General features: G+C 61.4%; 10 protein-coding genes. 4 read left to right on the top strand and 6 right to left on the bottom strand.

Features of this window, described 5'->3' with window-relative positions; all coding sequences use genetic code 11:
* Positions 1-4 precede the first annotated feature (4 nt).
* The 4 genes from AC2LD7_RS11220 to AC2LD7_RS11205 all read right to left on the bottom strand — a co-directional run bounded on the left by AC2LD7_RS11220 (position 5) and on the right by AC2LD7_RS11205 (position 7,921).
* Positions 5-2,773, bottom strand: a complete 2,769-nt coding sequence (locus AC2LD7_RS11220) for a hybrid sensor histidine kinase/response regulator (protein ID WP_484597813.1) — start codon at positions 2,771-2,773, stop codon at positions 5-7.
* Positions 2,774-2,995: 222 nt separating this feature from the next.
* Positions 2,996-4,195: an osmoprotectant NAGGN system M42 family peptidase gene (locus tag AC2LD7_RS11215; RefSeq protein ID WP_484597812.1), complete on the bottom strand. Its 1,200-nt coding sequence runs from the start codon at positions 4,193-4,195 to the stop codon at positions 2,996-2,998.
* Between the two features lie 121 nt (positions 4,196-4,316).
* A complete protein-coding gene (gene ngg, locus AC2LD7_RS11210) occupies positions 4,317-6,059 on the bottom strand; it encodes an N-acetylglutaminylglutamine synthetase (protein ID WP_484597811.1) in 1,743 nt (580 codons plus the stop codon).
* 89 nt (positions 6,060-6,148) lie between these two features.
* Complete coding sequence (locus AC2LD7_RS11205; protein ID WP_484597810.1) at positions 6,149-7,921, bottom strand: N-acetylglutaminylglutamine amidotransferase; 1,773 nt, start codon at positions 7,919-7,921, stop codon at positions 6,149-6,151.
* Positions 7,922-8,184: 263 nt separating this feature from the next.
* On the opposite strand from AC2LD7_RS11205, the gene AC2LD7_RS11200 reads away from it, so the two are divergent.
* A complete protein-coding gene (locus tag AC2LD7_RS11200; RefSeq protein WP_484597809.1) occupies positions 8,185-8,616 on the top strand; it encodes a MarR family winged helix-turn-helix transcriptional regulator in 432 nt (143 codons plus the stop codon).
* A gap of 19 nt (positions 8,617-8,635) precedes the next feature.
* On the opposite strand, the gene AC2LD7_RS11195 is transcribed toward AC2LD7_RS11200, so the two are convergent.
* A complete protein-coding gene (locus AC2LD7_RS11195; RefSeq protein WP_484597808.1) occupies positions 8,636-9,490 on the bottom strand; it encodes a LysR substrate-binding domain-containing protein in 855 nt (284 codons plus the stop codon).
* 95 nt (positions 9,491-9,585) lie between these two features.
* Here AC2LD7_RS11195 and AC2LD7_RS11190 point away from each other — a divergent pair, with 95 nt between their 5' ends.
* Positions 9,586-9,825: a DUF1127 domain-containing protein gene (locus AC2LD7_RS11190; protein ID WP_484597807.1), complete on the top strand. Its 240-nt coding sequence runs from the start codon at positions 9,586-9,588 to the stop codon at positions 9,823-9,825.
* A 56-nt stretch (positions 9,826-9,881) separates the two neighbouring features.
* On the opposite strand, the gene mnmC is transcribed toward AC2LD7_RS11190, so the two are convergent.
* Entirely contained in the window at positions 9,882-11,855 is a 1,974-nt protein-coding gene (gene mnmC / locus AC2LD7_RS11185) for a bifunctional tRNA (5-methylaminomethyl-2-thiouridine)(34)-methyltransferase MnmC2/FAD-dependent 5-carboxymethylaminomethyl-2-thiouridine(34) oxidoreductase MnmC1 (protein ID WP_484597806.1), read from the bottom strand.
* 120 nt (positions 11,856-11,975) lie between these two features.
* On the opposite strand from mnmC, the gene pap reads away from it, so the two are divergent.
* Both pap and AC2LD7_RS11175 read left to right on the top strand, forming a co-directional pair.
* Positions 11,976-13,463, top strand: a complete 1,488-nt coding sequence (pap, locus tag AC2LD7_RS11180; RefSeq protein WP_484597805.1) for a polyphosphate:AMP phosphotransferase — start codon at positions 11,976-11,978, stop codon at positions 13,461-13,463.
* 145 nt (positions 13,464-13,608) lie between these two features.
* Entirely contained in the window at positions 13,609-14,793 is a 1,185-nt protein-coding gene (locus tag AC2LD7_RS11175) for a thiolase family protein (RefSeq protein ID WP_484597804.1), read from the top strand.
* Positions 14,794-14,879 lie beyond the last annotated feature (86 nt).

Below are 14,879 nucleotides of genomic sequence, written 5' to 3'. Positions count from 1 at the left end.
CACATCAGGTGGGATGGCGCAGGTCGGGTTCTGTGATCGGGGCGCGGAGAAAACGATCCAGGCAAGCATACAGCTGCTCGCTATCCAATGGCTTGCCGATGAAATCATCCATTCCCGCATCGCTGCCTTGCTGGCGGTGATCTTCGAGGACATGCGCGGTGAGGGCGACGATCGGCACCGGCGTGAGCCCCTGTTCGGCTTCGAGGCGGCGAATCTGCCGGCTCGCCTCGAAACCGTCGAGCTCCGGCATTTCGCAGTCCATCAGAATCAGCTCAATGGCAGACGGATTCTCGCTGTAAGCCGCGACGGCCCGACGACCGTTCTCTGCGACCACGACTTCATAGCCCCGTTTGCGCAGCAGGCTCGAAACCACCATCTGGCTGACCGGGTTGTCCTCGGCGGTGAGGATGCACGGCCTGGATATCGTAAGGTCGTTGCCTTCGGTCCCAGTCGCATCGGCGTGCGCTGTACGGATCGGCTGATAGAGCCGATGCAGCGCATCGCGTAGCGGGCCGAGCAGCAATGGCAACGGTAGGCTGGCCAGGCGCAAGGTGGGTGACAACACCGGATACTCGCTCTGCGGCGGGTAAAGAAGCATCACACGTTGGTTCGGTTCGAGCTGGTTGCTCAGCGCGCTCAGCCAGTCCTGCGGCTTGCCAGGCCATGGCGTCATGACGACTAACAGCGGAGCTGTGGCGTGGTCGTCGAGGTAGTGTGGCAGTCGTTGCGGCTCTTCGCAGCGCACCACCCGCATCCCCCAGCGTGTCAGCAGATTGCTCATGGCATCCAACGCATGGATATCCTGGGAGGCGATCACCGCGGGGCGACCTTCGAGCAGCGCCGTGAGCGGGTCATGGTTGCCGCCTGCACCGCGCAGCGGAATATCGAAGCTGAAGCGGCTACCTTGACCCGCCGTGCTCTGCACATCGATCTGGCCGCCCATCATTTCCACCAGTTCCTTGCTGATTACCAGCCCCAGACCGCTGCCGCCATAGCGCCGCGTGGTGCTGGAATCCCCCTGGGCAAAGGACACGAACAGCTGGGCGAGCACCTCGGCACGCATGCCTATGCCGCTATCGGTAATCGAGAACACCAAACGTCGTGCGTCGGCCGGCCCCTGGCAATCGACCTCCAGCATGACGCAGCCGCTCTCGGTGAACTTCAGCGCGTTGCTCAGCAGGTTCAGCAGGACCTGCTTGAGCCGGGTCGGATCGCCGCTTACCCGCCGCGGCACGCCTGGGGCAAGGCTGACATGCAATCTGAGTTGCTTTTCCAATGCCTGGGCTGTGAACAGGCTGACAGCCTCGGATACCAGTGCTTCAAGATCTAATTCGATGTCTTCCAACACCAATTTGCCAGCGCCGATCCGTGCATAGTCGAGAATGTCGTTGATGACCGACATCAGCGAGGAGCTGGAACTAGAGATGGTGTCGAGGTAGAAGCGTTGATTGCGATCCAGCGGCGTTTCGCGCAGCAATTGCAGCATGCCCAACACGCCGTTGAGCGGCGTGCGGATCTCGTGGCTCATCTTCGCCAGGAAGCGACTTTTGGCCTGATTCTCGCTTTCGGCTCGCTCGGCTGCCTGACGCGAACGGAAGCCTTCTTCCTTGAGCAGGTTAATGCGGTCGGCAAGGCCGATGGATAGGGTGATCAGCTCGAAGGCGATGCCGATCTTCACGATCGAAGCGCCATACAAACCGAGCAGATTGACGCCCAGGGAACCGGCCGTGACGATCGCGAAAGTTGCCAGCAGTACGCCCCATGCCAGCGTGTAGTAGAGCCCATAGCGAACCCCGCGCCGCCAGACGAAGGCACCGGTCAGCAATAGCCCTATGGAGGTGCTGATTACCATGACGCTGGCCAGAATGCTCCAAACCTGCAACTCCAGGACCAGCCCGGACAGGAGCGCGCCGAGGGATATCAGCAGCGCCACACGCAGCGCGAAATCAAGTCGTGGAAAGTATTCGCGGGTATGCAGGAAGTGGCGGCTGAATTGTATCGAGACCAGGCAATGGCTCAGCATCAGGGCGTAGATGCCCACAGCCACCACGCCGCCGACATCGGAGAGCCACTTGACCAGCATGCCGTCGAAGCTGAGCGCGAATAGCCCGACATTGAGGTTGTAGATCAGGTACCAGAAGTAAGCGGGTTCACGAAGCGACAGGAACAGGAAGAGGTTGTAACAGAACATCGCGAAGAGCACGCCGTAGAAGGCTCCCGCGAAACCCATCGAATCTTCCATGGCGGCAGCGTTTGCCCCGTAGCTGCTGAAGTACAACGGGACATACAGGGTGCTGGTGCTCTTCACCCGCAGTAGCAGCGTCGAGGTGCCGGGTTCCAGGTCGACAGGAAACCAGAAGTTGCTGACCTTGACCGCTCGTTCATCGAAGGGATAGCTATCGCCGGTTTGCTGCCGAACGACACGGCCGTCCGGGTGCTGCAGATACAGCTCGATGTGGTCGAGCAACGGATAGTTGATCTCGATGAAGCCGCCGATGGATTTGGTCAGCTGATTATTCAGGTCTACCCGAAACCACCAGACGGCGTCGTTCTTGCCTTTGTTGGCATGCACCCCAGTGACCGGCTCGAAGGTTTTTTCCGGAAGGCCGAACACTTCGGCGACGCTCAGCTCGGCGGCAGGATCGCGAAGGAAATAGGTCCAGCTGCCAAGCGATTGGCGGAAATCCTCCGAATTCACCGGTACGGGGTTGAACGCCCAGACCTGGGCGGACAGGCAGTACAGGAAAATGGCCAGGCAAAGACGCGGCAGCATGTTAGAACCCGGATCGTGCAAAGTCGCAGGCGGATCAAGCGGAACAGCGTAATCACGGACTGTGCGCGGTTTTCAGTTACGCGAATGGCAAGCCAGGTTCGCCTGATGCCTGGCGTGGCCAGGCAATCCATAGATTTCAGATACTTGCGACTTTGCCCGGATCGAGGCCGCCTCGCAATCAGCAAATGCGTCAACTTGGCGGCACATCATGAAACGCGAAGCTCAATCAGCCGAATCATCGGTTTGCTTGTGAAGAATCGAATCGACCGGCGGTACACGGGTGTCATTCTCCATCTGGGTCTCGTGTTCGAGCTGATGGCTGAAGCTTTCGAGTGAACCTTTGCCGACGTGGGCGTCGCTGGCGAATACCGGAGGGCTGAGCAGGTAGGCGCAAACCAGGCGGCTCATCGCCGCGAGGCTGTCGATGTGAGTTCGCTCATAGCCATGAGTGGCGTCGCAGCCGAACGCCAAGAGTGCGGTGCGGATATCGTGGCCGGCGGCGATCGCCGATTGTGCGTCGCTGTGGTAGTAGCGGAACAGGTCGCGACGCACCGGTATCTCATGACCGTCGGCCAGCTTGATCAAGTGTCGCGACAGATGAAAGTCGTAGGGGCCGCCGGAGTCTTGCATCGCGACCGTGACCGCATGCTCGCTGGATTCCTGGCCCTTGGCGGTCGGTGCGATATCGATGCCGACGAATTCGCTGACATCCCACGGCAGCGCGCCCGCCGCGCCAGAACCGGTCTCTTCGGTAATGGTGAACAGGGGATGGCAGTCGATCGGCAGTTCATGGCCGCTCTCGACCACGGCCTTCAGTGCGGCCAACAGTGCCGCGACGCCGGCCTTGTCATCCAGGTGACGTGCGCTGATATAACCGCTATCGGTGAACTCCGGCATCGGATCGAAGGCGACGACATCGCCCACGTTGATCCCCAGCGCAACGGTATCGGCGCGGCAGGTGGTGCAGGCATCCAGACGCAGCTCGACATGGTCCCAACTGATCGGCATCTCGTCGACTGCCGTATTGAATGCATGCCCGGAGGCGAGCAACGGCAATACGCTGCCGCGAATCACGCCGGTATCGGTAAAGACGCTGACACGGCTGCCTTCGGCGAAGCGGCTCGACCAGCAGCCGACCGGTGACAGTCCAAGACGACCCGTTTCATGAATCTCGCGCACGCTGGCGCCAATGGTGTCCAGGTGCGCTGCGATCGCGCGATCAGGGCTGTCCTGGCGGCCTTTCAACGTGGCGCGGATGGTGCCGCGGCGGGTCAGCTCGAAAGGCACGCCCAGTTCGTTCAGGCGCTCGGCAACATAACGAACGATGGTGTCGGTGAAGCCGGTGGGGCTGGGAATGGCGAGCGTTTCCAGCAGCACGCGTTGCAAGTAGTTGAGATCGGGTTCGGGAAGCTTTGCAGTCATGGTCACTCCTTGGGACAGGTGATGGCTGCCGCCGTGCGTTCAAATGAATGCGAGCTTGTGGTGCCGCAAGCGGGCTGGCGCAGCATGAGGCGACGCAGGGCGCCGCCGTGGTGCGTTCTGTCTAATGGGTGTTGTGGCTTAGCGGGAACAGTAGGTCGATGAAGCGCTCCGCGGTGGGCTGCGGATGATGGTTGGCCAGGCCGACACGCTCGTTGGCTTCTATAAAGACGTACTCCGGCTGGTCTGCGGCCGGCACCAGCAAGTCCAGGCCGACCACCGGAATGTCCAGCGCGCGCGACGCGCGAACCGCCGCATCGATCAGCTCGGGATGCAACTGATCGGTTACGTCGTCGAGCGTCCCACCGGTATGCAGGTTGGCGGTACGTCGGACCGCGAGATATTGTCCGCGAGGCAGGACACTGTCGTAATCGAAACCGGCGTCTTCGATGCAGCGCTGGGTTTCCTTGTCCATCGGAATGCGACTTTCGCCGCCTGTGGCGGCCTGGCGTCGACGGCTCTGGGCTTCGATCAGCTTGCGAATGCTGTGATTGCCGTCACCGGCGACTTCGGCCGGGCGGCGGATGGCAGCGGCGACGACTTCATAGCCGATCACCACGATGCGCAGATCGAGCCCGGGATGGTAGCTCTCGAGCAGCACGCGCTGGTCGAACTGACGTGCACGGGTGATGGCTTCTTCGACGTCTTCGATGCTACGCAAGTCCACCGATACGCCGTGGCCCTGTTCGCCATCTACCGGCTTGACCACCACGCTGCCATGCTCCGCGAGAAACGCTGCGTTATCTTCAGGTGAACCCGCCAGTCGTTGGGTCGGCAGTTTGAGTCCCGCTCTGGCGAGGGTACGGTGGGTCAGGCATTTATCCTGGCACAGAGTCATGCTCACGGCCGAGGTCAGGTCCGACAAAGACTCGCGGCAGCGCACCCGTCGGCCGCCTTGGGTAAGCGTGAACAGGCCGGCCTCGGCATCGTCGATGTTGATCTCGATGCCGCGTCGCCGGGCCTCGTCGACGATGATCTTGGCGTAGGGATTCAGTTCGGCTTCAGGCCCGGGGCCAAGAAACAGTGATTGATTGATGGTGTTCTTGCGCTTGACGGTGAAGGTTTGCAGATCGCGGAAACCGAGCTTGGCGTAGAGCGCCTTGGCTTGCTTGTTGTCATGCAGCACCGACAGATCGAGATAAGCCAGACCACGGCCCATGTAATGCTCAATCAGATGGCGAACCAGTGCTTCACCCACGCCGGGGCGGGTGCAACTCGGCGCCACCGCCAGACACCAGAGGCTCGAACCGTTCTCCGGATCGTTGAAAGCCTTGTGATGATTGATACCCATGACGCTGCCGATGATCTGCCCCGCGTCGTCATCCTCGGCCAGCCAGTAGACCGGTCCGCCTTCCTCGCGGGGTGTGCAAAGCTCGGGATTGACCGGCAGCATGCCGCGCGACTGGTACAGGCAATTGATCGCTTTCCAGTCAGCCTCGCTCTGCGCTCGACGAATGCCGAAGCCGCGAAAGCTACGGCGGGCGGGGCGATAATCGGTAAACCAGATACGCGACGTATCGGACGGATCGAGGAACAACTGTTGTGGCGCATACGCAAGCACCTGATGCGGTGCAGCGACGTAGAGGGCGATATCGCGCTCTCCGGCCTGTTCATGAAGCAGATCGGCGGCGAGATCCGCAGGATCTGAATAGGTATGACCGATCAGGATGCGGCCCCAGCCACAATGCAGCGTTACGGGTGCCTGAGGTTCTTCTTGGCCATCCTCGGCGAGTCGCTGTTGCAGGCGTTCGTAAGTAGGTGTTTGTCCCCGCAACAATCGCTGTCCGTAAGCTTGAGACTTCTGCATGGTGTTTTCCTTGGGGCTTGTCATGACGGCACGGGGAACAGGCGGAGCACAGGTGTCCGCATGAATCAGGCACCGTCATGATCGGGTGCTTATAGGCCTTGTTCGCTCAACCATAGGTTGACTGCCGCCAGCTGCCACAGTTTCGAGCCGCGCAGCGGTGTCAACTGACCCTCGGGATCGTTGAGCAGCTTGTCGAGCATTGCCGGGTTGTACAAGCCGCGATCCTGGCTCGGGTCCGTCAGCAGTTCACGTACCCAGTTCAGGGTGTTGCCCTGCAAATGCTTGAGTCCCGGAACCGGGAAATACCCTTTCGGCCGATCGATTACCGCCGCGGGTATCACCTTGCGCGCCGCCTCCTTGAGCACGTACTTGCCGCCATCCGGCAGCTTGTACTTGGCCGGAATGCGCGCCGACAGTTCCGCCACGTTGTGGTCGAGGAACGGCACCCGCGCTTCCAGGCCCCAGGCCATGGTCATGTTGTCGACGCGCTTGACCGGGTCGTCCACCAGCATCACCGTGCTATCGATCCGCAGGGCTTTGTCGACCGCTGCGTCGGCGCCCGGTTGCGCAAAGTGTTGGCGTACGAAGTCGCCGGAGAAGTCGCCCTTGACCCATTGCTGCTGCATGGTCTCGGCATACTCCTCGTAGCTGCGATCACGGAACGCCGCCAGGTAAGCCGCGACCGGATCCTGCGCGCCATCGACCTGCGGATACCAGTGATAGCCGGCGAACAGCTCGTCGGCGCCCTGGCCGCTCTGCACCACCTTGCAATGCTTGGAGACCTCGCGCGATAGGAGATAGAAGGCGATGCAGTCGTGGCTGACCATCGGCTCGCTCATGGCCTGGAAGGCCGCAGGCAGCTGCTCGAGGATTTCCTTTTCCTGGATGCGCAGCTGGTGATGGCGGGTCTGGTAGTGGTTGGCGATCAGGTCGGAATACTTGAACTCGTCACCGCGTTCGCCACCGGCATCCTCGAAGCCGATTGAGAAGGTCAGCAGATTATCCGCCGCGCCGGCTTCGCGCAGCAGGCCGACCAGCAGGCTGGAATCGACGCCACCGGACAGCAGTACGCCGACATCGACCGCCGCGCGTTGGCGCAGGGCGACGGACTCGCGCAGGGTCGTCAGGGTGCGCTCTTGCCAGTCCTCGAAGCTGTATCGCTGTTCTTCTTCCGAAGCGCCGAACTCCAGCGCCCACCAGCGATGTTGACTCGCCTTGCCGGTGGCGTCGACGCGCATGAAGGTGCCCGGCGGCAGTTTTTCGATACCGGCGATCAACGTGTCCGGCGCCGGCACAACGGCGTGGAAGCTCATGTAGTGATTGAGCGCCACCGGGTTCAGCACGCCGGCAATATCGCCGCCCTTGAGCAGCGCCGGCAATGTCGAGGCGAAGCGAAGGCGTTCACCGTTTCGAGACAGATACAGCGGCTTGATGCCCAGGCGGTCTCGCGCGATGAACAGCTCCTGCACGTCGCGCTGCCAGATGGCGAAGGCGAACATGCCATTCAGGCGCGGCAGTAAGGCTTCGCCCCAGGCATGAAAACCCTTGAGCAACACCTCGGTATCGCCGCCGGAGAAGAAGCTGTAGCCCAGCGCTTCGAGCTCGGCGCGCAATTCGGGGTAGTTATAGATGGCGCCGTTGAAGACCATCGAAAGGCCCAGCGCCGAATCGATCATCGGCTGGCCCGAGGCCTCGCAGAGATCCATGATTTTCAGGCGTCTATGACCAAGCGCGAGGGGGCCTTGGCTATTGAAGCCGCAGGCGTCCGGGCCACGAGACGTCAGATGTTGGGTGATACGTTCAACGGCGGCCAGATTGGCCGGTTGATTATCGAAGCGAAGTTCGCCAGCTATGCCACACATAAGATCCTTACCGGTATTGCCGTTGGGGAGTGTGACTGACGCGCGGATCGCGAAGTTCAGGTTTTCAGACCAGCGTGCGCCGCTCTGGGGCGCTGCATACGGGTGTTGCTTGGGCGCTGCCAGCGCTGCCTGAATCGCATCCTGTGAGGTCAGTCGAGTTTTACAGGAAAACAAATGAATGCTTTCATGTCAAACCGTACTCTTATCGTAAATTGTGGCTTATGGGTAACAAGATTATTTCAGCTGAAAGTAATTCAGTCGCTATGGCGACACTTGAGCTATCGCTCTTCCAGGCCCTTCGGCGGCTGCAGCAGGATGCAGAAGTCCATGCCAAGCGGCTTGCGCGCTACGGTGGGTTGAGCCCAGTGCAATTGATGGTCCTTCAAGTGTTGGCTCGCGAAGGTCAGCTCACCGCCAGTGCGCTGAGCAAGCGCGTCAGCCTGACTGCCGCGACCTTGTCCGGCCAACTTGATCGGCTCGCTGAGCGTGGCTTGCTGCTTCGCCAGCGCGACGACCAGGATCGGCGCCGCCAGTGGTTGCTACTGACAGCGGAGGGCAGGGCGCTGCAACAACAGGCACCCTCGTTGTTGCCGCCGGAGTTCGTTACGCGGTTTGCCGCCTTGCCTGAATGGGAGCGTCACGGGATCACCGCGGCGCTGCTACGCGCCGCTTCGATATGTGGATCGATGGAATAGGCGAAAGGCCCCGTACCTGCTAAAGACGGAACCCCTCGGCGATGTGTTCGGCCAGGGTCTCGCTGACCCGTGATCGGTTCCGCTCGCTGCGCAGCAGAACGATACTGCTCATCGGCAGTTCGGGCATTCCTTCAGCCTCTCCAAGCTGGCGTAAGTCCGACGGCACCAGGCTCTGCAATTGGGCGGTCACCGCCAGGCCGGCACCGACGATGGCCATCAGCGCCGACAGGCTCGGGCTGGTATAGGCGACTCGATAAGGCATATCCAGACCGTCCAGGGCATTACACGCCCAGGCGCGGCAGAAACAGTCGGTATTGAACATCGCCAGTGGTAGCGGCCGTTGTTCATGCACGTTGAATCCCGCTGCTTCGGTCCACACGATGCGTTCCCGGCGCAGCAGTTGGCCAATCTCGGTGCCTGGCTCGCGAGTCACTATGGACAGGTCCAAATCGCTGCGTTGCAGCAACTGGTAAGACGGCTCGCAGTGCACCTCCACCTGGACCAGCGGATAGGCCTGGGCGAAGCGCGAAAGAATGCCCGGTAGAAACCGCATGACGTAATCATCCGGTGTGCCGATGCGTACCGATCCGGTCATATGCGGCTCACGCAACGTGGTCAGGACTTCGCCATGCAGCTTGAGGATTCTTCGGGCATAGCCAAGCAGCACTTGACCCTCCGCCGTTAGCCGGACCTGGCGCCCGTCACGCTCGAATAGCGTCCGTTGCAGCACGTCGTCTTCGAGACGCTTCATCTGCATGCTTATGGCTGACTGGGTGCGATTGACGGCATCGGCCGCACGGGTGAAACCGCCGTAATCTGCAATGGCAACGAAGCTGCGTAGCAGTTCGGCATCGATACTAGGATAGTTGGCCATTGATCAATCTCCGAGATGTATGCCATCAGAAACATTCGTTGGATTGATCTTAATCCCAGCAGGAAACTGGCGCCATCCAAAAGGAGGTGCGTCAGATGAAAAGCCATGCTGAGGTTTTGAAAGTTCGCCACCTGCGTTACGCCGATGGCGTCTCGCTTACCACGCTTTTGCGCGCATCCTGGCAACAAGTGCGCCGCTGGCACGCCCTGTATCGCCAGCGGCAGCAGCTCGCCTCGTTGAGTGACGGCATGCTCAAGGATATCGGGCTGAGCCGAGCCGATATCGAAACGGAATCGAACCGCCCCTTCTGGGACGACCCCGCGCGCCGTGGCTGATTGCTAAGTGGTCGGCGCTCGCCCGAATTCTGGCTCACGGCGGCGGCGACATCGATTCAATTGGTTCGGCGAATGACTTTGCGCAGCAGGAATCGGTTCGGGTGACAGGCCTCGGCGATAGCACGTGGTACGGGTAGCGGCTCGCCATCGAGCCAGGCGGCCAGCAGTTCGCCCGCAAGCGGCGTGGTAATCAGACCGCGCGAGCCGTGAGCGGTATTGACGTACAGCCCATCCAGCCAAGGGCAGGGCATGTCGGGTACTTGACGCGCATCCTTACCCAACACCGCATAGGCCTCGGCGAACTCCGCAGCATCTGCCAACGGGCCGATGATCGGTAGGTAGTCGGGGCTGGTGCAACGGAAGGCGACGCGCCCATGCATGTCACCGATCAGGCGTGTGTCGGCCTGCAGGCGCTGATACAGATCAGCTGAAACCTCTTCGAGCATGTCTAGGTTGGAGCGGTGTTCCGCTTCGCTAGGTGCCGGGTCGTTAGTGGCGAAATTGAAGCTCGCGCCAAGCGTATGCAGACCGTCGTGCGGCGGGGCGACATAGCCCTTGGCGCACACGACGGTGCGCAACGCAGCACTTCGCTCGGTGGCCGGCAATCCGGTGATCTGGCCGCGGATACGCTTGAGCGGCAGCCAAGCGCTCTGGCTGAATCGTGCGGCATCCGCCGCACCGGCGAGCACCACCACTGGCGCTTCAGCCAGCACCTCGTGACCGTCCAGCGCCTGCCAGTGATCACCTACACGACGCAGCTCGACAGGCTGTTGATGCCGGATCAGTTCGATGGCGGGATGCTCGACCAGCCAGCGGCACAGTGCAGGCGGATGTACCCAGCCGGCGTCGGGATAGAACAGGCCGCCATTGGCCAGTGCAACGCCAGCCAATTGCTCGGCCTGGGCGCGATCCACAGCACGCAGCAGACTGGGTGTATAGGCGCTGGCGAGTTCGTCGTGGCGCGCGGCCTCCTTGTCATCGAATGCAATCTGCAACACGCCGCAGGCGTCCCAGTCCCGTCCTTGTTGCAGGTGGCTTAGCAGTCGGCGGGTATAGCCGAAGCCGCTGACCACCAACTGTGAGAGTGCCGTGCCGTGCGCCGACAGCTTGAGATAAAGCACACCCTGGGAATTGCCGGAAGCCTCCTGGGCGACATCGCCGTGCCGCTCGAGCATTGTCACCTGCCAGCCACGTGCCGCCAGGCTCGCTGCGCTCGCGCAACCGGCCAGCCCCGCACCTATTACCAGTGCCTTGCGTTGCGTCGGTTTGAACGCCGGTCGGGCGAACCAGGGTTTGGGCTGTTGCGCAACTTGTCCGAGAGAGCGCGCTTGCAGGCTTTCCCATTTTTGGCCAAAACCAGGAATGCGCTTGACCTCGAATCCAGCCTCCTTCAACGCACGTCGCACCGAGCCAACGCTGGTAAAGGTCGCCAGGGTTGCGTCCGCAGCCGACAGCCGCGCCAACTGGTCAAACACTTCCGGCTGCCACATGTCCGGGTTCTTTGCCGGGGCGAAGCCGTCGAGAAACCAGGCATTCACTTGCGCGTCGAGGTTGCTCATGCAGTCGAGCACATCGCCGATGAGCAGTGTCAGCACTACGCGTCCGAACCGAAACTGCTGAAAACCAGGATTCACCGCCACGTATTGATCGAGCAACTGCTGCGCCTGGCCCTGTAGCTCAGGCCATAGCGTCAATACGCGCTGCAGATCGTCACGGGTCAGAGGATGCTTTTCGACACTGACGAAGTGCAAGCCGGTATCCAAGGGTGCGGTGCGCTCGAACAGCGCCCATGCGCAGAGAAAGTTCAGCCCGGTGCCAAATCCGGTTTCGCCGATCACCAGCCGCTCTCCAGCCGACAGCGCGGCAAAACGCTCGGCGAGCGCGTTCGGTTGGAGGAATACATGAGCGGTTTCGGCCATGCCCGAGCTGCGGGAAAAGTAGACGTCACCGTACAGGCGTGATTGCGGCTGGCCGTTCGCGTCCCAGTCGAGCTCGGCGTGCTGAAAACCGGTGGAGGAGTGGGCGGGCATCGTGCGCATCCAGGAACGAAAAGACCCGATTCTAACAGCCGTGCGAAACCTGCCGCGGGCGTGCTTTGTCGCATCAACATGCCTGCTAGGTTTAGAGCAATCTTGATTCTGGAGAACGCGATGTTCGAATCCGCCGAAATCGGCCACACTATTGACAACGCGACCTACGACGCTGAGGTCCCCGCCATACGCGAGGCATTGCTGCAGGCGCAGTATCGGCTTCGCGCACAGGCGCGCTTCCCGGTGCTCATTCTGATCAACGGCATCGAAGGTGCGGGCAAGGGCGAGACGATCAAATTGCTCAGCGAATGGATGGACCCGCGGCTGATTCGCGTCGACAGCTTCGATGTGCCCACCGATGAAGAACTCTCGCACCCACCCGCCTGGCGGTACTGGCGACGTTTGCCGCCAAAGGGCCAGACCGGCATCTTCTTCGGCAACTGGTACAGCAAGATGCTTGAGGATCGTGTGCACGGCCGCATCAAGAAGGCCGACCTGGAGCTGGCCATCGATCGGGCCCAGCGCCTGGAGCGCATGCTTTGCAAGGAAGGCACACTGATCTTCAAATTCTGGTTTCATCTTTCCAAGGAGCGTATGCAGGAGCGCCTCGATACGCTCAAGGACGATCCGCTGCACAGCTGGCGCATCAGCCCGCTGGACTGGCAACAATCGAAGACCTACGACAAGTTCGTGCGCTATGGCGAGCTGATCCTGCGCCGCAGCAGCCGAGACTTTGCGCCCTGGTACATCATCGAGGGGTTCGACGAGCGTTATCGCAGCCTGACCGCCGGACGCCTGCTGCTCGAAGGGCTAAACGCGGCATTGGATGCCGCTGATCAGCATCCTTCGCAGCCGCATACCGCGCCGGTCGAACTGGATATGGATCGCCTGAGTCTGCTCGGCAGCCTCGACCTCGAACAAGAGCTCAGCAAGGAGGACTATAAAGAGCAGCTCACCCAGGAACAGGCGCGCCTATCGCAGCTGTTGCGCGACCCGCGCTTGCGCAAGCGTGGCGTGCTGGCGCTTTTCGAGGGCCATGACGCGGCAGGCAAGGGCAGTGCGATCCGTCGCGTCACCGATGCGCTGGACCCGCGGCTGTACCGCATCGTGCAAATCGCCGCGCCCAGCGAAGACGAGCTGGCCCAGCCCTGGCTCTGGCGCTTCTGGCGCAATGTACCGGCGCGTGGGCAATTCACTATATTCGACCGGTCCTGGTACGGCCGCGTGCTGGTAGAGCGGGTCGAGGGCTTTTGCACACCGGACGAATGGCTGCGTGCCTACACCGAAATCAACGACTTCGAAGAACAACTGGTCGAGGCCGGTGTGGTGGTGGTCAAGTTCTGGCTATCCATCGACCAGGACACTCAGTTGGAGCGTTTCAAAGAGCGCGAAACCACCGCACACAAGCGCTTCAAGATCACCGAGGAAGACTGGCGCAACCGCGACAAATGGGACGAATACGGGTCCGCCGTGGCGGATATGGTCGACCGGGCCAGCACCGAGATCGCACCGTGGACGCTGGTGGAGGCCAACGATAAGCGCTTCGCCCGGGTCAAGGTACTGCGCACCCTCAACGATGCGCTGGCGGCTGCCATCGGCGAAAAATGACGGAGCGATGGTCGACCATATCCCCGCTGAATGGTCGTCGCCTTTGGCGAATGGCTGGAACTATGCTCAACCCATCACCAACAAGCAGATCGCTGAACAGCGAGCGCGGTGGCGTTGCGGTCTGCCAAACAATTCGAGGTATGCCATGCGTGAAGTAGTGATCGTCGACAGCGTGCGGACCGGCCTGGCCAAGTCCTTTCGCGGCAAGTTCAATATGACCCGCCCCGATGACATGGCGGCCCATTGTGTCAATGCGCTGCTATCGCGCAACGACCTGGACCCCCGGCTGGTCGAGGACTGCATCGTCGGTGCCGGCTCCAACGAAGGTGCGCAGGGTTACAACATCGGCCGCAACGTGGCGGTGCTGTCGAACCTTGGCATTCAGTGCGCAGGCATGACGCTCAATCGCTTCTGCTCGTCCGGCCTGCAAGCGATTGCCATTGCCGCCAATCAGATCGCCTCCGGCTGCAGTGACGTGATCGTCGCCGGTGGGGTCGAGTCCATCACCCTGACGGCCAAGAGCAAAAACACCGACAACCTGTTCAACCCAATTCTGCAAGAGCGGGTTCCGGGCCTGTATCACAGCATGGGCCAGACCGCCGAAATGGTCGCGCGTCGCTACAACGTGACCCGCGAGCAGCAGGACATTTACTCCCTGCAAAGCCAGCAGCGCACCGCGCGCGCCCAGGCCGAGGGCTTGTTCCAGGACGAAATCGTGCCGATGAACGTCCGGTACTTTACTGAAGACAAGGCCACCGGCGAGCGCACCGAGCATGAAGGCGTAGTCGATCGTGACGACTGCAATCGTCCAGACACCACGCTGGAAAGCCTTTCGGGTCTCAAGCCAGTGTTCGCCGAGGACGGCTCGGTCACCGCAGGCAACGCCTCGCAACTTTCCGACGGCGCCTCCATGACACTGGTGATGAGTCTGGACAAGGCCATTGAGCTTGGTCTGAAGCCGCGCGCCTTCTTCCGCGGCTTCACCGTGGCCGGCTGCGAGCCGGACGAGATGGGCATCGGCCCGGTCTTCTCAGTGCCGCGTCTGCTCAAGGCCAAGGGGCTGCAAGTCAGCGACATTGACCTGTGGGAGCTCAACGAAGCCTTCGCTTCGCAGTGTCTGTACTGCCGCGACACGCTGGAGATCGACAACGAGAAGTTCAACGTCAACGGCGGCTCGATTTCCATCGGTCATCCGTTCGGCATGACTGGGTCGCGTACGGCTGGCCATCTCATCCGCGAGCTGCAGCGCCGCAGTCTGCGTTATGGCGTAGTGACCATGTGCGTCGGCGGCGGGATGGGTGCTTCGGGGCTGTTCGAAGCGGTGCGCTGAGAGCGGCACGTTTCATTTAAGCGCAAGCCTCAAGCTGCACGTGGAGCGAGCGCGTTTGTCGGCCGTCGTTGGGCGGCGGCCACGTA

The sequence above is a fragment of the Stutzerimonas sp. genome (assembly GCF_982611455.1).
The sequence above is the reverse complement of the archived record's forward strand: the minus strand, read 5'-3'. Positions and strand labels throughout refer to the sequence as shown.